The organism is Verruconatronum alginivorum (genome assembly GCF_056590205.1).
Map to the genome: position 1 here is coordinate 1,656,158 of NZ_JBWPVQ010000001.1, position 21,215 is coordinate 1,677,372.

Consider the following 21,215-nt stretch of genomic DNA (forward strand, 5'->3'; position numbering starts at 1 on the left):
CGCCGGGTCGGTCACGGTGAACGCGGAGTCCACCGCTGAAATGCTCGCGGTCGGCATCGGGTTCGCCGCCGGTGGTTCGGGGGGCGCGGGAGGTGGCGTGCAGATTTCCGCCGCGGCCTCGGCGACCGGCAGTGGAATCGGTAACGATCTTCAAGCTTTGATTCAAGGCAGCGACGTGACCGCTGGAACGACGGTATCGGTCACCGCCACCGATCAATCCCAAGTGCTCGCCTTCGTCGGCGGCGCGACCGGGGGCGGTTCGGGCGGTGCGGGTGGCGGCGTCGCCGGTGCGGTCGGAGCCTCGGTGGCGGTCAACGCCATTACCAACACCGTCGAAGCGATCATCGACAGCTCAAGCGTCACCGCGGGCGGAGACGTCACCGTCCGGGCGGTTTCCAGCGGCGAAATCATCACCGCCGCGATCGGCTTTGCCGGAGCTGGCGCGGGTGGCGCCGGAGGCGGGGTCGGGCTGGCGGCCGCCGGAGCCGGAACGATCAACACTGTCGTCAAGACCGTCGCCGCCGAGATTCGCGACGGCAGCGACGTCGTCACCACCGCAGGGGGTTCGGTGGTGGTCGAGGCCATCGACACGTCAAAAATCTACGCGGTTTCCGGAGCGGTTGCCGCCTCGGGGGCCGGTGGAGCGGGCGGCGGCGTCTCGGGTCAAGCGGGGGCTTCTGTTGCCACCAACACGATCGCCAACACGATCCGCGCTGAAATCGCCGATTCCGTGGTCGATGCCGCCGGGTTGGTCCGGGTCCAGGCCGAGTCTTCGGCCGAAATGCTGGCAGTGGCGATTGGTTTCGCCGCAGGCGGATCCGGCGGGGCCGGAGGCGGAGTGAACATTTCGGCGGCTGGATCGGCCGCGGGCAGCGGAATCGGCAATGATGTGATCGCCGGGATTTCCGGAAGCGAAGTCACTTCCGCTTCGACCGTCGAGGTGCTCGCCGACAACAACGCCCAGATTTATTCCTTCGTAGGAGGAGCCTCCGGTGGAGGCGCGGGTGGCGCGGGTGGCGGCGGCGCCGGTTCGGTTGCGGCCTCGATGTCGGCAGCCGCGATCACCGGAACCACCCATGCGTTTGTTTCCGCTTCCACGGTGACTGCCGCCGGAGATATCGATGTCCTGGCGACCGCCGAAGGGGAAATCATCGCCGCTGCGATCGGTTTTGCCGGAAATGGCGCGGGCGGTGCCGGCGGGGGAGCGACCCTGAGCGGCACGGGCGCCGGAATCGTGAATGTCGTGGTGAATTCGGTGATCGCCGAGGTCGAGGATGGAAGCGCTTTGGTTTCTAACGCCGGAGAAGTCGTGGTCCGCGCGACGGATAATTCGACTATCTACGGAGTGGCCGGCGCGGCCGCGGTCGGCGGATCCGGCGGGGCCGGTGGTGGCGTCTCCGGCCAGGCCGGAGCTTCGGTCGCCACCAATGTCATTACCAATACCGTCCGCGCCGCTGTGACCGATTCCACCGTCGACGCTTCTGGTCGGATCACGATTGAAGCTCTTTCGCAGGCGGACATTCTGGCGGTAACCATCGGGTTCGCCGCGGGCGGGGCCGGAGGTGCCGGTGGCGGTTTCGCCGCATCGGCGGCCGGGGCAATCTCGACTAACACCGTGGTCAACACCGTCGAGAGTTCGATCGAAGGGGCGGATTTGATTCGGTCCCGGAGCGCGGCTTTGGTCAGCGTGTTGGCGACCGACGCGTCCAGTATCCGGGCGGATGGCGGGGGCGCCGCCTTCACCATCGCCGGTGGATCCGCCGCCGGAGCGGGCAGCGTCGGGGCCGGGGCTTCGGTGAACGTCATCACCAATGCGACCCGGGCGTTCGTCATCGACACTCAGTTTGTCACCGACGGCGACGTCGAAGTCCGCGCCCTCTCGAACGCCCGGATCGCCGGAGTCACCTTGGGCGGCGCGGTCGCCGGAGCCGGGGGTATGGGTGCCGTCAGCGCGGCGGCGGCCGGTGCGGTTTCGGTCAATCAAATCGACAACCAAGTCGAAGCTTTCGTTGAAGGGAAAGGTCCCTCCACCTCGACCATCGGCGGCGATCTCACCGTGACCGCCCAGGATCGGGCCGAAATCGAAGCCCATGCCATGGGGGCGAGCGTCAGTTTGTCCGGCGGAGCGAGCGGTTCGATCGGGATGGCGGTCGTGATCGGGGTCAACGAGATTTCCAATACCGTGAACGCCTTCATCGATGCGGCCGATCTCGACGTCGGGGGCGAAATCGAAGTGCGGGCCGAATCGACCGCCGATATCGAAGTTTTGGCCGTGGCGGCGTCGATTGCCGGTGACGTCGGTGCGTTCAGTTTCTCGGCGGGCGGCGCGGTCGCGGAAAACCACATCGGCAACTCCATCGAGGCCGCGATCCGGAACAACAGCGTCGCGGTCGCCGGTGGGAAAGTCGCGGTGCTCGCTCTCGATAAATCGTCGGTGGTCGCCGACATCGCCTCCGGCGCTTTGGCGATCGGATTGGGAGCCGGCGCTTCCATTGGTCTTTCGATCACCAACAATTCCGTCGAGAATTCGGTTCGGGCGGCGATCGATGACTCCGAGGTGACGTCTACCACCGCCGGTATCGAAGTCCGCGCGACTTCGGAGGGATCGGTCAAGGTTCTTTCCTTGGCCACTTCGATCGCGGCTTCCTTGAGCGGCGGGGCAGCCGGTGCCGGTGCCCAGGCTTCGGCCAAGGTCAACCCGACGATCGAGGCGGCGGTCACCGAAGGATCCCGGCTCCGTTCCGCCGCCGACATTACCATTTACGCTTTGGCCAAGGGAACCGCCGAAGCCGAAACTCTCGGGTTGGCGTTGGGTAGCGGGGTAGCCCTTGGAATCAGCGTGGCCGAGGTCGAAGCCGGAGGAAGTGTCACCGCCCGGATGGATGGAGATGTCATCGACGCGGATTCGCTGACTGTCGAATCCGAAACCGACCAGAGCGCGACCGCCACCGCCACCGCGATTGCTGGCGGACTTCTCGCGGCCGGTTCCGGTGCCGTGGCCATCGCCTCTTCCTCGCCGGAAATCAACTCCATTATCGGCTCGACCGGATCGGCTACCTTGAACGGCGACTTGGTGTTGCGCTCCCTCTTGGCCAGCGACGCCCGGGCGGAAGCGCTCGGCGTGTCGGTCGCCCTCGGACTTTCCGGTGGCGCCTCGGTCGCCACCGCCACTGTTGCTCCGGTCATCACCACCGCCGTCGAGGCGGGCGCCACGGTGACGGTTTCCGGCGACGCCCGGATCGAGTCGTTGCACAATGTCGACGTCAATGGCGACCAACTCGACCGCGGGGCCGTCGCCCGGGCCAGCGCTTCCGGGGGAGCTTTGCTCACCGCCCAAGGCGCGGCGGCCACTGCCTCGGCCGCGCCGGTGGTAAAAACTTTGGCCGGCGGCGCCGGTTCGGAAATCGGCGCCCGCAACGTCACGGTTCGCAGCCTCGTGAACAACTCGGCCGATGCCTTCACCGACGGATTGACCATCGGCGGGGTCAGCTTGGGTATCCGGGTGGCGACCGCGGAGATCGATGGTTCGGTCGAAACGATCCTGGACGGATCGGTCACCGCCAGTGGCGATCTGCTGGTGACAGGTTTTATCTGGAACACCGCCACCGCCGAAGGTTATGCGCCGAGCGGCGGAGGATTCGTCGGCAATGGGGTGATCGCCACCGCGACCATCGCTGGAGATTTGATCACGGAGGTGGCCGAAGGTGCCGTTCTGACCGTAACGGGCAATATCGAGGTTTCGTCCAACGCCGAGAACCGGGCGAACGCCAATGCCCGGGCTCTTTCGATCGGGGCCGGAGCACTCGGCGCCACCGACGCCACCGCGACCATCGAAGGCATTGTTTCGGCCGCGATGGATGGAACGGTGACCGACGCCGGAGACCTCACCGTCCGGGCGGATGCCGTCAATCTCGCCAGCGCGATCGCCGAAGCCTCCGGCGGAGGTTTGATTGGGGCCAACGGCGCCCTTTCCCATGCGGCGGTGACGGAGCATTCGAAGGTGAGCGCCCGGATCGGGGCGAACGCCGATGTGACCGTCGGCGGCAACATTTTGGTTGAAGCCGTTTCCCATGCCGACGCGGAGGCGATCAGCCAAGGATTGACGATCGGTGCGGCGGCGGTGGGTGCCATGGCGGCGACCGCCGCGGTGACTCCGGTTTTGGCCGCTTTCATCGGAGTTGGCGCGAACGTCCGCAGCACCGGTGGATCGGTGCGTCTCTCCGCCCGCCATAACCAGGGACCGGACGGTTCGCTGACCGATATCGGGGCTCGGGCCCGGGCGGACGCCTCGGGGGGAGGATTGATCGCGGCGACCGGCGCCTTCACTGCGGCAAACGCCGTGGCCGTGGTGGAAGCTTCTGTCGAGGAAGGGGCCAGCGTCACGGCCGCGGATGCCATTTTGATCGAAGCTCTGGCCAGTAATGTCGCTTTGGCCGATTCGCGCGAAGCGGGCGGATTGATCAGCGTCGGGGCCAGCATCGCAGTCTCCCATGCCCGGAACGTCACCCGGAGCTTCGCCGACGGCGCGAACCTCACCGGACAAACCGTCGATTTCATCGCCGAAGGTTACGCCAACGCCAACACCACCGTGGATGACGGCAGATCGACCGGCGATGTCTTCGAAGGCGCGGTCGGTAACCTGGTGGCGATTTCGGTCAAGGCCCTTGGCTTCGACATCCTGAATTACGTTTTCTCCTCTAGCGAAAACTTCGGTTTTGGCATGGAAGGATCCAGCGTGGTAATCGTCGGCGTCGACCTGACCGCCAGGTTGGAGGTGGGTCCGGTATTCGCCGAGATCAAGGACGCCAGTTTCGCGTTGATCGCCGGAGTGGAGGAATTCGCCTTCGAAGTAACCCACGCCAGCTTCAGCGGATCGCTCGCCGGACTTGCCAACATCAAGGCCGACGTGATGACCGCGCAATACACCGATGCTAACACCACGATCCAAGCCGGGCGGACGATCGACCTGGGCAATGTCAGTTACACGTTCGCCAACGACATTGAATCGAGCGTCGCCGCCTTCTCGTTGGTCGGGTTTGAAGCCGACGTGCTGAATTTCGTCACCCTGAGCGGCGATCTCGGATTCCGGCACGACGGATCCGGAGTGCTGGCCGCCGGTCAAGGCATCACCGCCCGGATGGGCTTCGGCACGGTGGTCTATGTCGGATTGTTCGATGCCGATTTCGGGATGATCGCCCGCGATGGCGAGTTCGCTTTTGAAATGTCCGGCGGAAGCTTCGGCGGGGCTCTCGGACCGATCGCCGACATCGGCGCGGAGTCGGCCTTCATCCAATTCACCAACTCGGCCACGACCGTCGAGGGCGGCACGTTGATCGAGGCGTCGGGGGTCAGCTACACCTTTGCCAACGACATCGATCCGGACCAAGCCGTATTCTCGGTGACCGGTTTCTCGGCGAACGTGATCGGATTTGTTTCGCTCTCCGGCGACCTTGGTTTCCGCCGCGACGGGGATTCTGTTTACGCGATCGGTTCGGATCTCGACGCCACGCTGGGTTCGGCGCTCGCTTATGTCAGCGTGACCGAAGCGGAATTCGGGTTGGTCTTCGGTGAAGATCAGTTGGCCTTCGAATTGAAGAATGGTTCGTTTGACGCCTCCTTGCTGGGATTGGCCAACGCCGGGGCGGACAAGGTGACGGTCCGGTTTACCAATTCCGCAACGGAAATCGCGGTCGGCCACGAAATCACCGCCGGCGAGGTCACTTACAAGTTTGAAGAAGGTATCGACGCCGATACGGTCGAGTTCACGGTCGAAGGATTCTCGGCCGACGTGCTCGGCTTCGTTTCCCTGAGCGGCAGCCTCGGCTTCAGCAAGATCGGCGACGAAATCGTGGCAATCGGCGACGACATGACTGCCTGGCTCGGGATCGGCCCGCTGATCTACGTGGAACTATCGAAAGCCGACTTCGGTTTGATCGCCGGGGACGGAAAGTTCGCCTTCGAGTTGAAGAACGGTGAGTTCGACGCCTCCCTGCTCGGGTTGGCCGACGTCTCGGCCGAGTCGATCCTGGTCCGTTTCACCAACGCCGACACCGAAGTCGCAGCGGGCGAAAAGCTGGAGATCGGCAATCTTGAATACATTTTCGTCGACGGCATCGACGCCGACACCGCCCTCTTCACCATCGAAGGGTTTTCGGCCGACGTGCTCGGCTTCGTTTCTCTGAGCGGCAGCCTCGGCTTCAGCAAAATCGGCGACGAAATCGTGGCGATCGGCGACGACATGACCGCCTGGCTCGGGGTCGGACCGCTGATTTACGTGGAACTTTCGAAAGCCGACTTCGGTTTGATCGCCGGGGACGGTAAGTTCGCCTTCGAGTTGAAGAACGGCGAGTTCGACGCCTCGCTGCTCGGGTTGGCCAACGCCTCGGCCGAATCGGTCCTGGTCCGTTTCACCAACGCCGACACCGAAGTGGCGGCAGGCAAGAAGCTGGAGATCGGCGAGCTCGAATACACCTTCGCCGACGACATCGACGCGGACACGGCCCTCTTCACCATCGAAGGCTTCGCGGCCGATGTGCTCAATTTCGTATCGCTGAGCGGCAGCCTCGGTTTCAGTAAGGTCGGCGAAGAGATCGTGGCGATCGGTCAAAATATGGGTGCCCGGCTGGGGGTCGGTTCGCTGATTTATGTGGAAGTTTCGAAAGCCGACTTCGGTTTGATCGCCGGTGACGGCAAGTTTGCTTTTGAGTTGAAGAACGGCGAGTTCGATGCCTCCTTGCTCGGTTTGGCCAACGCCTCGGCCGAGTCGGTCCTGGTCCGTTTCACCAACGCCGACACCGAAGTTGCGGCGGGCAAGAAGCTGGAGATCAGCGAGCTCGAATACACCTTCGCCGACGACATCGACGCGGACACGGCCCTCTTCACCATCGAAGGCTTCGCGGCCGATGTGCTCAATTTCGTATCGCTGAGCGGCAGCCTCGGCTTCAGCAAGGTCGGCGAAGAGATCGTGGCGATCGGCCAAGGTATGGGTGCCCGGCTGGGGGTCGGTTCGCTGATTTATGTAGAAGTTTCGAAAGCTGACTTCGGCTTGATCGCCGGGGATGGCAAGTTCGCCTTCGAGTTGAAGAACGGTGAGTTCGATGCCTCCTTGCTTGGCTTGGCCAACGCTTCGGCCGAATCGGTCCTGGTCCGTTTCACCAACGCTGACACGGAAGTGGCGGCAGGCAAGAAGCTGGAGATCGGCGAGCTCGAATACACCTTCGCCGACGACATCGACGCGGACACGGCCCTCTTCACGATCGAAGGCTTCGCGGCCGATGTGCTCAATTTCGTATCGCTGAGCGGCAGCCTCGGCTTCAGCAAGGTCGGCGAAGAGATCGTGGCGATCGGCCAAGGTATGGGTGCCCGGCTGGGGGTCGGTTCGCTGATCTATGTGGAAGTTTCGAAAGCCGACTTCGGCTTGATCGCCGGGGATGGCAAGTTCGCCTTTGAGTTGAAGAACGGTGAGTTTGATGCCTCCTTGCTTGGCTTGGCCAACGCTTCGGCCGAATCGGTCCTGGTCCGTTTCACCAACGCCGACACGGAAGTGGCGGCGGGCAAGAAGCTGGAAATCGGCGAGCTCGAATACACCTTCGCCGACGACATCGACGCGGACACGGCCCTCTTCACCATCGAAGGCTTCGCGGCCGATGTGCTCAATTTCGTATCGTTGAGCGGCAGTCTCGGTTTCAGCAAGGTCGGCGAGGAGATCGTGGCGATCGGCCAAGGTATGGGTGCCCGGCTGGGGGTCGGTTCGCTGATTTATGTGGAAGTTTCGAAAGCCGACTTCGGCTTGATTGCCGGTGCGGGTAAGTTCGCCTTCGAGTTGAAGAACGGCGAGTTCGACGCCTCGTTGCTCGGGTTGGCCAACGCCTCGGCCGAATCGGTCCTGGTGCGTTTCACCAACGCCGACACCGAAGTGGCGGCGGGCAAGAAGCTGGAAATCGGCGAGCTCGAATACACCTTCGCCGACGACATCGACGCGGACACGGCTCTTTTCACCATCGAAGGCTTCGCGGCCGATGTGCTCAATTTCGTATCGCTGAGCGGCAGCCTCGGCTTCAGCAAGGTCGGCGAGGAGATCGTGGCGATCGGCCAAGGTATGGGTGCCCGGCTGGGGGTCGGTTCGCTGATTTATGTGGAAGTTTCGAAAGCCGACTTCGGCTTGATCGCTGGGGATGGCAAGTTCGCTTTTGAGTTGAAGAACGGCGAGTTCGACGCCTCGCTGCTCGGCTTGGCCAACGCCTCGGCCGAGTCGGTCCTGGTCCGCTTCACCAACGCCGACACGGAAGTGGCGGCGGGCAAGAAGTTGGAGATCGGCGAGCTCGAATACACCTTCGCCGACGACATCGACGCGGACACGGCCCTCTTCACCATCGAAGGCTTCGCGGCCGATGTGCTCAATTTCGTATCGCTGAGCGGCAGCCTCGGCTTCAGCAAGGTCGGCGAAGAGATCGTGGCGATCGGCCAAGGTATGGGTGCCCGGCTGGGGGTCGGTTCGCTGATCTACGTGGAGGTTTCGAAAGCCGACTTCGGCTTGATCGCCGGTGACGGCAAGTTTGCTTTTGAGTTGAAGAACGGCGAGTTCGACGCCTCGCTGCTCGGCTTGGCCAACGCTTCGGCCGAATCGGTCCTGGTCCGTTTCACCAACGCCGACACCGAAGTTGCGGCGGGCAAGAAGCTGGAGATCGGCGAGCTCGAATACACCTTCGCCGACGACATCGACGCGGACACGGCCCTCTTCACCATCGAAGGCTTCGCGGCCGATGTGCTCAATTTCGTATCGCTGAGTGGCAGCCTCGGTTTCAGCAAGGTCGGCGAAGAGATCGTGGCGATCGGCCAAGGTATGGGTGCCCGGCTGGGGGTCGGTTCGCTGATTTATGTGGAAGTTTCGAAAGCCGACTTCGGCTTGATCGCTGGGGATGGCAAGTTCGCTTTTGAGTTGAAGAACGGTGAGTTCGATGCCTCCTTGCTTGGCTTGGCCAACGCTTCGGCCGAATCGGTCCTGGTCCGTTTCACCAACGCCGACACGGAAGTTGCTGCGGGCAAGAAGCTGGAGATCGGCGAGCTCGAATACACCTTCGCGGACGACATCGACGCGGACACGGCCCTCTTCACGATCGAAGGCTTCGCGGCCGATGTGCTCAATTTCGTATCGTTGAGCGGCAGTCTCGGTTTCAGCAAGGTCGGCGAGGAGATCGTGGCGATCGGCCAAGGTATGGGTGCCCGGCTGGGGGTCGGTTCGCTGATCTACGTGGAAGTTTCGAAAGCCGACTTCGGCTTGATCGCCGGGGATGGCAAGTTCGCCTTCGAGTTGAAGAACGGCGAGTTCGACGCCTCGCTGCTCGGCTTGGCCAACGCCTCGGCCGAATCGGTCCTGGTCCGTTTCACCAACGCCGACACGGAAGTTGCGGCGGGCAAGAAGCTGGAGATCGGCGAGCTCGAATACACCTTCGCCGACGACATCGACGCGGACACGGCCCTCTTCACCATCGAAGGCTTCGCGGCCGATGTGCTCAATTTCGTATCGCTGAGCGGCAGCCTCGGTTTCAGCAAGGTCGGCGAGGAGATCGTGGCGATCGGCCAAGGTATGGGTGCCCGGCTGGGGGTCGGTTCGCTGATTTATGTGGAAGTTTCGAAAGCCGACTTCGGCTTGATCGCCGGGGATGGCAAGTTCGCCTTCGAGTTGAAGAACGGCGAGTTCGACGCCTCGCTGCTCGGCTTGGCCAACGCCTCGGCCGAATCGGTCCTGGTCCGTTTCACCAACGCCGACACCGAGATCGCGGCGGGCGAGAAACTGGAAATCGGCAATCTCGAATACACCTTCGTCGACGGCATCGAGAAGGATGTCGCTGCGTTTGCGGTGGAAGGGTTCCATGCCGATGTCCTTGAATTTGTTTCGCTGACCGGCAGCCTCGGTTTCCAATTGAGCGGATCAGACATCCTTGCGGTCGGCAATGGAATGGGCGCCCGTCTCGGCGCCGGAGAGTTCGCCTATTTCGAATTGAGCGGAGCCGATTTCGGATTGATCGCCAGCGGGACGGAGTTCGCGTTCGAGTTGAAGAACGGTTCCTTTCGCTCGGAAATCGCGGGATTGAACATTGCTTCGGTCGATGCGGTATTCGTTCAATACACCAACTCCGCCACTACCGTTGCGAAGGGCCACAAAATCGAAGTTGGCGGAGTCGAATATACCTTTGAAGAGGGGATCATGCCGAATACTATCGCCTTCGCGGTCGAAGGTTTCTCGGCCGGAATCGAAGGATTTGTCTCGCTCGAAGGGAACCTCGGTTTCCGCAAGGAAGGGGAGACCATCATGGCCGCGGGCGACAAGGTCACCGCAACCTTGGGGATTGGAATCGCCTATGTGAAATTGGCCGACGCCAGCTTCGGGTTGTTGGTCGGGGTGGACAGCTTGGCCTTCGAGTTGAAGAACGGAACCTTCACCGGCAACGTCGCCGGATTGGAAGCGATCCGGGCGGACGAGATTTTTGTCCAATATAATAGTGGGGACGAGGCCATCGACGAAGGAACGAACATCCGGATCGGATCCGTTGAATACACGTTCGCCGACGGCATCGACGCGGACACGGTGGCGTTCGCGGTCGTTGGATTCTCTGCTGACGTGCTCGGGTTCGTCAGTCTGCGGGGTGATTTCGGATTCCGGATGTCGGGCGACGACGTGATTGCGGTCGGTCGGGCTCAAGCCTCGCTGAACGCCGGATCGGTTGCCCACGTCCGGTTGAACAATGCCGAGTTTGCCTTGATTTTCGGGGAAACCGATGACGGCGAAACCAAGCTCGGGTTCGAGTTGAAGAACGGTTCCTTCTCCGCCGCGATCGCCGGCCTCGAAGGAGTTACCGCCACCGACGTCTTTGTCCGTTATACCAACGAACATACTTCGATCGCGGCACAGACCTTAAAGGTTGGACCCGTCAGCTACATTTTCGCCGATGATATCGGCCCGGGAGCGATCGCTTTCTCGGGGACGTTGACTTTGAATTTTGGCGACTTCCTTTACGCTACCGCGACCTTCACTTTCGAGCAGGGCGAAGCCGACGTGACGTTGAACGACGGCACCACGGTGGCGGTCAACACGATCTTCTTCGCCGCCACCGATATCCAAGCGTTCGCCGGGTTCAATGGAACCAGTCCGAACCGGGTCGGGTTTGTGATCGAAGAGCTGAACATCGCCTTCATCACGATGGCGGAGAAGGACGGGGACCGTAATTGGACCGCCTTGAGCGCCAGCGTGGAGGAAGCAGGGTTCACCGGTATCGACGATCTGGTGATCAAAGGATACGGCAGCCTTAAAATGAACTTCGCCGCCGCCGACGGCACGGTGGTTGATTTCGGCGAGTCGGATTTCGAAATCACCGGGCTCCCGGATCAGGTCCTCTTCGACTTCCCGAAATCGAACGGAACCTTGGTGGTCCTGGATGGAACCTTCGAATTGAACATCTTCAATTTCGTTTCCTTCACCCAGTCGATTCGCCTTGAGCAGACCTTCCCGACCATGAAGGTGACCGACCGCTACGGGAACACCAGCGCGGTGACGGTGTCGGCCCTCAGCTTCAGCGTGACCGGCATCGATTTCTTCGCCGGAATCGACGATGTCGGATTCAACATCGAGAACGCCGGATTCGGGTTCCTGCTCGCGGTCGACATCGCCGATCCGCGCAACGTCTATGTGGCCGCCGCGGCGACCGCGAACGAAGTTTCCTTCCGCGGCATCGACATCCTGACGGTCGCTGCGACCGACATCGACCTGTTCATTAACTTCGCCGACCGGAACGGCCGGGCTCTCGATTTCTCGGAAAACCCGTATTCGATCGGCGACGGCCTGACGCTCTCGATGCGTGGGGAAGGGATGGGCGTCCGGGGCGCGCTCGAAATCAATCTGTTGAACGTCCTGGTCCTCGAAGGAACGTTCGCCTTCGAAGTCGGCGTCCGTACCGTTACCCTCTCCAATGGAGAGAGTGTCGGAGTCAACGCCCTGATTTTCGCCGGAGAGAACATCGACGCGTTCGTCGGGTTCGGCTACGGCACCAGTTACGAGTTCGGCTTGAAGATCACCGGACTGACGTTGGGACTCGGCATCTTCACCTCCGAAGATGGGGACGAATGGTTGGCGATCCAAGGAAATGCGGACTTCGTCGGATTCGTCGGCGTTCCCGGAGTCACCATCCAAGCGACCGGACTCGACTTCGCGATGAACCTGGATTCGGGCGGCGAGGTGATCGACTTCAAGAAGATGCAGGAAGACGACGAGCCGTTCGGTGTCGGCGGGCTCGATTTCGTATTCGATCTGGACGGACAACGGGGTGGTTTATTCGCTTTCTCCGCGAATTTCGAAATCGACTTCTTCGGTTTGCTCCAGTTCGAGACCGATATCGACATCGACCTGAAGTCCGAGACGGTGAAGGTTTGGGATGGCGAAACCCATGTCGAAGAAAGCGTCTTCTACTTCTCGCTCGCTTACGACGGGATCGACATCTTCGCCGGCTTGAACGAGGGAACCGACTCGGAAGTCGGATTGCGGGTGGACAACCTTGGGTTCGCCGCCGCCCTGATCTTCAGCCCGACAAGCGGCTCGACTTGGTTGACGGTCCAAGGCCGGAGCGAGTTCGCCGGTTTGGTCGGAATTCCCGGGTTCCAGCTTAAAGTCGACAGCGTGGTGCTCGCCATCAATACCGCCGACGGCGACGGCCGGATGATCAATTACAATCCCGAGAGCGGAGGCTTGGAGTTGGTGGTGCCGATTGGCATCGGTTCGTCCGGATCCAGCACCGACGGCGAGACCTTCACCATCGACCTCGACGGAACGAGCGGGGCCGCCCTGGTGATCGAATTGCGCGGGGCCTTGCTCGCGATCGACGGGTTCCTGCATATCAGTGGAAACCTGGCCTTCACCTTGGGGACTGGCGCCGAGCTCACGGTTGGCGGACTGCCATTCGGGATGGGGGCCGACTACGTGTTCGACAGTTTCACCATTGGCGCGTCCGACGTGAATGTGTTTGTCGGCTTCAACGGCCCTTATTTCGGAGAAGGACCGGCGGGCGACGCGGTCGGATTGTATGTTCGAAACGCCGACTTCGGGTTGGTGCATTTCGCCCAGCAGCGTGGGACGGGACCGGAAGGAATCAAGATCACCGCCTTGCATTTGGACGTGGAGGAAGCCGCTTTGGTTGGCTTTGGCGATGTCTTGGTGGCGAGCCTCTCCGGTGTGTCCGTCTCTTACAACGCCGGCACGGCGAGCAACCCGCTTCTGCAGCCATATCTCGATTTCCAGGAGAACTTCGGCGAAGAAGGATTCCTGGTGAACACCGCCGGGGAACCGGTGGCGTTGACCTTCACTTCATCGTTTATCGGCGCGCGGGTTCAATCTGCAGTCATCCAGGTTTCGGAATTCCTCATGCTCAAAGGTTCGCTCGCCTTCACCAAGGGCGCGGGAGCCGACAATGTATCCGCGAATCCGGGGCTCTTGAGTGGGTTCGGCGTGCCGGATCTCGTGCACGATGTCGAGATCATGACGATCGGCGGGGCAAACCTGTCCGGATTCGCCGGCATCGGCGGGGTGATGAAGGATGGGGAAATCGACATCAGTGACGCGGTCGGCTTGAGCATCCAGGACGTCAATTTCGGGATCGCGGTGATCACTCCGACCGGCATCGCCGGAATCACGATCCCCGGCATCGAGAGCATGGTGCCGAAATACATCGCGGTCAAAGCGACCGTTGGCTTCGCCGGACTGGTCGGTTTCGGGGGTGAAGACGATTCCGCCGATATTCTGACCGCCCAGTTGGAGGACGTTTCGGTGAATATCAACACCAGTATCATTCCGGGGCTGCCCCCGGCGATGATGTTGTTGCCGATGCCTTACATCGATTTGATTCAAACTTTTGGGGAAGACGGTTTGGTCATCGATACAGGAGACGATGAAAACCCGGTTAAACTCAAATTTGATAACGAGATCATCCAGGCCAAGATCGGGTATTTCGAAGGGAATCTAGCCGGCATCGTTCAATTGAGCGGTTCGATGGCCTTCACCAAACGCGGGGGAGAAGAGGTAACTCTGTCGAACGGCGACAAGATCACCGTGACCTCCCTTTCCATCGGCATCACCAACGTCTTCGGTTTCGTCGGTATCGGCGGCTACTGGCAGGACACCGACGGCGACGGGCGGATTACGAAACATGACACACCGAATCCGGACGCGTTCGGCGTGGCGATTGAAGATTTGAACCTCGGTCTTCTAGTGATGCTCAACACCGATCTGGAAAACCACGGCCCCGGGGTATACTTCGCCGCCCAAGCCGACCTCACTTCAGCCGGTTTGGTTGGAATCAACGGGGTGACTCTAACAGCCCGCGACTTCTCGTTTAGCTTGAACCAAGCGATCAGTTCCACCGGTCACGTGATCAACTTCGCCGCGTTTAACGAATCAGAAAAGGACGCGAACGACGGTTATTATCCGATCGAGACCGGTGATCCCGAGAATCCGATCAAGATCGCCTTCGACGGCCGTTTGGTCCGGATCGCCGGAGCCGTGGAAATCGATCTCTTCGGAGTCTTGGTCGCCAACGGTGTCGTCGAGCTGAAGTTGACCGATCACGAGTTTTCCCTCTTCGTCGACGCCTCCGCCCGGATCGGCGCGAGTGGCTTCACTTTTGAAACCAACGTCCAAGGATTGATCGTTATTAACGGATCCGGGGCGGCGATCAAGATGGAGGTGAAAGATACCGGCATCTCTCTGGGCGACGCCCTCGAGTTGAACGTCAACTTCGAACTTTTGATGAACACCACGGGTCAAGAAGTCGTTTATCATGTTCCCCGGGAGTTCTGGGACGATGTGGACGGGGTCGACGAAAACAACCCGACCATCACCATTTCCAATATTCCCCCTGGCGGCGACTCCGCGGTTGAGTTCTACATTTCGTTGGCGGGCGACGGCGAGTTGAGCCTGCTCGGTGGCATTCTGGTGCTCGAAGGAGATCTTGGGCTGTTGATCACCAAAGACGGTGAGAATTATGAAATGGTGATGAGTGTCGGTGCCACGTTGATTCTCGGCGTGCCCGGCATCAAGCCCCTCCGGGCGGTCGGCACCCTCGGATTCACTAACGAGGGGCTTTACGGCAGCTTGACCGTCGGCGGAAATCAACCGGCGACGCTGATGGACATGGGTGCCTTCAAGATCACCGGCATGATGATACTCCAGATCAACACCACTGGTTCCAGCCAGACCGTCCGCAGCATCGAGGTCGATACCACCACCGGCGCTTCGGTTGGCTTCATCGATGTGCAGATTCCGAAGGAGTCGCTCTACATCCTGGTGGCGGGCACCATCGAAATTGCTGGATTCATCGACATGCGCGGACGGGTCGAGATGGAGATCAATGAAAATGGTTTCCGCCTCGAAATCGCCGCCGGGATCGAGTTGGGCGGATTCGGCCGGGTCAATATCGCCGGTGGGGCGATCATCACCAGTGCCGGCGATTTGGTTCTCTTGATCGATTTCGACGCCGGACTCTCCCTCGGACCGATCACCATCGAAGGGGCGTTCACCTTGTCGATCAACACCAGCGGCACGGCCCACGTGATCGACGGCCGCACTATCGCCGCCAACAGTTTCTTCATCAAGATCCGGGCCGAGGTCTCCCTGATGCTGTTCAAGGGAGTGGGGGATCTGACCATCCGGAGCGAAGGCGGCATTTTCGAAGTCCGGATCGACCAGCTCTCGATCAATTTCTTCAACATCATCAACATCAGCGTCCACGGGTTCTTCCGTTCGGACGGAACCTTCAGCGTGACCGGCACCGCTTCGTTCACCATTCCGATGGGACCGTTCCAACTGTTCGGGGGCGTATCGGTCACCTTCAGCCACAATGGCTTCTCCGGCGAGATCTGGGGCGGCGTCCGCTTCTCCATCAACCTCGGCCTCTTCAAAATCAAGTTCAACCTGGCCTCCCTCCACGCCGGGTTGACCATCACCACCACCTCGGCATCCGGCCGCCTCAGCATCACCGTCGCTGGTATCACGATGACCGGTGCTATCGCCTGGTCATGGGGACCACCGCCCGTGCTCGCCTCCCAATCCGGTGGCACTCTCACTTTGAACACCGGACCGCGCGGCCACCTGCGGGGCAATCTTTACAAAGACATCATCGACGAAGCGTATTCGGTCACTCAGGAGGGCAACAAGGTCACCGTCAGCGCCCTCGGCCACAGCCAAACGTTCACCGGCGTCAACCACATCGTCGCCGATATGGGCAGCGGCAACAATTTCCTCTACATTGACGAGAACGTCACCGCCACCGCCAACATCCGCGGCGGCACCGGCGACGACATCCTCATCTATGCCGGTTTGGCCCACGCCATCATCGACGGTGTCGCCGGAAACAATCAAATCTATGGCGGCCCGGGTCCCGACGTTCTCCGGGGCGGCACCGGCGACGACATCATCCACGGCGGTTCTGGTGACACCACGATTTACGGCACCGCCGGCCGGAACGAACTCCATGGCGGCAGCGGCAACAACACTATTTACGCCGGCATCCACACCGACGTGATCTTCGCCGGTGACGGCGGCGACTTCATCGATCTCCGCTTGGGCGGCACCAATACCGTCACTGGCGGAGTCGGCAATGACACCATCTGGGGTGGGCCGGGCGACGATGTCATCGACGGTGTCGCCGGGAATAACACCATCAAAGGCGGCGGCGGCAACAACACCATCACCGGCGGTTCCGGCAACGACACCATTTACGCCGCTTGGAACGGAGCCCTCCCGTCCGACCGCGGCACCGCGGGCAACAACCGGGTCGAAGGCGGCGCCGGAAACGACACGATTTACGGCGGCCCCGGCAACGACATCCTGAATGGGGGCGACGGCAACGACACCATCCATGGGGTCGCGGGCAACAATTGGATCTTTGGCGGAGCCGGCAGCGACACCATCCATGGCGGCACCGGAAACGATGTGATCTACGGCGACTTCGGCCACGAGGGAATCGCCGAGACCAAAACCGGCCCCGGTGGAAACAACACAATCTACGCGACAGCCGGCAACAACATCGTCTTCGGCGGCGCCGGCAACGACACCATCACCGGCGGCACCGGCAACGATATCCTGATCGGTGGTTACGGCCGGGTTTCCGGCGGTATCGTCACCGTCGATTCGCTGGTCGGCGGCGACGACGAAATTTACGGCAACGCCGGCACCAACCTCATCATCGGCGGCGCGGGCAGCGATCGTCTCGAATCCGGCTCCGGCCGCGACGTGATCATCGGCGACAACGCCATCGTCACCATGGCGGGCGGTTTCGTCACCAAGGTCGAATCACTCGCCGGGGCCGCCGGCAACGACACCATCGTCGGCGGTCCGTCCAACAACTTCATCGTCGGCGGCGGCGGCGACGACAAGATCACCGGCGGCGGTGGCGACAATTACATCTTCGGCGACCATGCCACCCTTTATCTTAATCAGGCGACCGGAGTTCTGACCTCCTTCCAAACCACCAACCGCCAGATCGGCGGCAAGAACGACATCACCGGAAGTCCGGGCAACGATTTGATCGTCGGCGGTTCCGGCTCCAACGTGATCCGCGCCAACGGCGGCAACAACGTGATCTTCGGCGACCATGGCTCCGCCGATCTCGTCAATGGCCGGGTGGTCCGCGCCCAGACCGTCGACACCACCGATGGCAACTGGACCGGCGGCAACGATACGATCGAGGGCGGTTCCGGCAACGACATCATCTTCGGCGGCCCCGGCAACGACAACATCACCGTTTCGGGCGGAAACAACGTCATCATCGGCAACAGCGGGGTCGTGGTCCTCGATAACGGCGGCGCCGACGCCCACACCGTTTCCACCACCCATCCCGACCGCGGCGGCGACAACAAGATCACCACCGGCTCGGGCGACGACATCATCTTCGGCGGCAGCGGATCCGATACGATCACCTCTTCCGGCGGTTTCAACATCATCGTCGGCGACCACGGCCGCTTGATCCGCAATGCCGCCGGTGTCATCCAACGCGTCTGGACCACCGAGCCGGGCGTCGGCGGCGTCGACACCATCACCGGCGGCACCGGGACCGACGTCATCTTCGGCGGTTTCGGCAACGATGTCATCTCGGTTGCCGGCGGAAACAACGTGATCATCGGCAACAACGGCATGGTCGTCTTCAACGACGGATCGCCCGAAGCCAATACCATCCGCACCACCAACCCGGAAATTTTCGCGAACAACAAGATCACCGTCCAATCGGGCAACGACATCATCTTCGGCGGTTCCGGCGGCCACCTCATCACGGCCGTCGGCGGTTTCAACATCATCGTCGGCGACAACGGCCGGCTCAATCGCAATGCCGCCGGAGTCGTCCAACGCGTTTGGACGACCGATCCGGGCGTCGGCGGGGCCGACACCATTACCGGCGGCACCGGCGTCGACGTCATCCTCGGCGGTTTCGGAGCCGACACCATCGACGCTGGCGAAGCGAACAACGTCGTCATCGGCAACAACGGCCTGGTGGTCTTTGACGACGGTTCGTCCGATGCCAACACCATCCGGACCACCGATCCTGCGATCACCAGCGGCAACACCATCGCCGTCGGTTCCGGCGACGACATCGTGCTCGGCGGTTCCGGCAACGACACCATCACCGCCGCGGGCGGCAGCAACGTCCTGCTCGGCGACAACGGTGTCGTCCGCCGTACCGCCCAAGGCTTGGTCTTCGACATCGAGTCGATCGACCCGAACTTCGGCGGCAACGACACCATCACTTCCGGCAACGGCCACGACGTCATCATCGGCGGCCGCGGTAACGACACCATCCGCAGCGGCAACGGCAACAATGTCGTCTTCGGCGACAACGCCCGGATCCTCCGCGACGCCGCCGGGGTCACCGAAGCCCGCTCGATTCACTTCACCTCCGGAGGTTCCAACCAAATCACCGGCGGTTCCGGCCAGGATGTCATTTCGGGCGGTCTCGGCACCGCCACCATCAACATCCCGGGCGGCAACAACGTCGTCTTCGGCAACCACGGCTACTTCGTCCGCGGCGGCACCGTCGCCACCATGGCGCCTTCCAACGGAGCGATTTCCAACATCACCACCGGCTCCGGTCACGACATCATTTTCGGCGGCTTCGGCGGCGACACCATCCAATCCTCCGGCGGCAACAACGTCGTCTTCGGCGACCAGGGCCGGGTGATGCGCAACAACGGCGTGATCACCGGGATGGTTTCCGGCGAGGTCTTCGACGGTTCCGGCTTTGTCCGCGCCACCGCCCACGGCGGCAACGACACCATCACTCTCGGCAACGGCAACAACACCGTCTTCGGTGGCGAAGGGTCCGACACCATCACCACCGGCAATGGCGACGATATTATCCTTGGCGACCACGGTGTCGTCGGCCGCGGTTTCCAATGGACCGGCGCCCCGGCCACCTGGAACGGTCAGCCCTACAACTGGACCGGCTTCGACATCATCACCACCTACGACGACGCCCATGGCAACAATACCATCCGCAGCGGCAACGGCACCGATATCGTTCTCGGCGGCGGCGGCCATGACCTGATCCACGGTGGTTCCGGCCAGGACTTCATCCTCGGCGACCATGGCCGGGTGGCCCGCAACTCCAGCTACGCTATTCTCCGGATCGAAACCAAGATCAACGACACCTACGCCGGCGACGACACCATCCACGCCGGAAACGGCGGACACAACTACGTCTTCGGCGGCCCCGGCGCGAACGTCATCCACGGCGGCCCGAGCCGCGATGTCCTCTTCGGCAACAATGGTGTCGCCGCCTTCGCCGACGGCACTTCCCAGGCGTTCGATCTCTGGTCGACCGACCCGGCCAACGGCGGGCCGGCCATCATTCACGGCGGCGACGGAGACGACATCATTGTCGGCGGCGCCACCAGCTACGCCCGCCCGGGCAGCCAGATCCCCGGCAACATCCTGAACGGCGACCGCGGCGACGATATCATCGTCGGCGCCAGCGGCTATATCACCCGCGACGCCAATAAGAACGTCCTCCGGATCGAAACCATCCATCCGGAATTCGGCGCCGACAACATCATCAACGTCGGCCAGGGCGAGCGCCCGGTTCAAAGCCGCGGCAGCGACATCATCCTCGGCGGCACCGGCAACGACATCATCCACGCCGGATGGGAAAATCTCTCCAACTTCATCATCGGCAACAACGGCGTGGTCGTCCGTGCCGACGGCTCCTCCCAGGCCAACGACATGTTCAGCACCCATCCGACCCATGGCGGCGTCAACGTCATCATCGGCGGTCCGGGCAACGACATCATCATCGGCGGCACCGGCGGCACCAACCATTTCAACACCCCCAACCTCAACGGCGTTTACGAGTTCAAGAACAACCAGCTGACCGTCACTGCCGCCGGACACGGCTACGTCCCGGGCCGGATGATTTACCTCGATTTCCTCAGCGGCTCCGCTTCCGGCGGCCTCTATGAAGTCCTCTCCGTCGATGGCGACCGCTTCACCGTCCGCCCGCCGGCCTGGTTCGTCACCGGTCTTCCCTTCATGCCGCAATCCGACACCGGCGGCGACGTCATCATCCGCCGCGGCGGCAACGTGATCAGCGGCGGCGCCGGCGACGACATCATCATGGGTGCGGGCGGTTACATCCAGCGCAACGCCGCCGACGAGGTCCTCGTCATCCGTTCGCAGGATCCATCCTTCGGCGGCAACAACTTGATCGACCTTTTCGGCAACGAGGGCAACGACATCATCATCGGCGGACGCGGCCACAACATCATCCACGGCGGCGTCCTCGACGATGGCCGCGACATTATCTTCGGCGACTGGGGCTTGGTCGATTTTACCGCCTACCGCGCTGTCTCCCAAAACGTCACCATGCCGAGCGAGCGGCTGCTTTTCGCCAACGCCATCGCCACCGACCCGCAGTATGGCGGCAACGACTACATCGACGGCGGCACCGGCAACAACCTGATCTCCGGCGGTCCGGGCAACGACACCATCCGGGTCGGCGCCGGGCACAACGTCGTCGGGGGCGACAGCCTCTTCTTCGAGCGCAACAGCTTCAACAAGCTCTCGATGGTCCACTCGGTCAACCCCGGCTTCGGCGGCAACAACACCATCTACGGCGGTTCCGGCAACGACATCCTGATCGGGGGCTCGGGCAACAGCGTGATCTACGGCGGCAGCGGCGAGGACA

Annotated in this window: 1 protein-coding gene (cut by both window edges); it reads left to right on the forward strand. The window is 62.0% G+C overall.

All 21,215 nt of this window come from inside a single coding sequence — locus ACWUI2_RS05955, proprotein convertase P-domain-containing protein, on the forward strand. Of the gene's 61,218 coding nucleotides, 12,029 precede the window and 27,974 follow it; the stretch shown corresponds to coding positions 12,030-33,244, spanning codon 4,010 (partial) through codon 11,082 (partial); the first complete codon in view begins at nucleotide 2. Both codon boundaries (start and stop) fall beyond the window edges.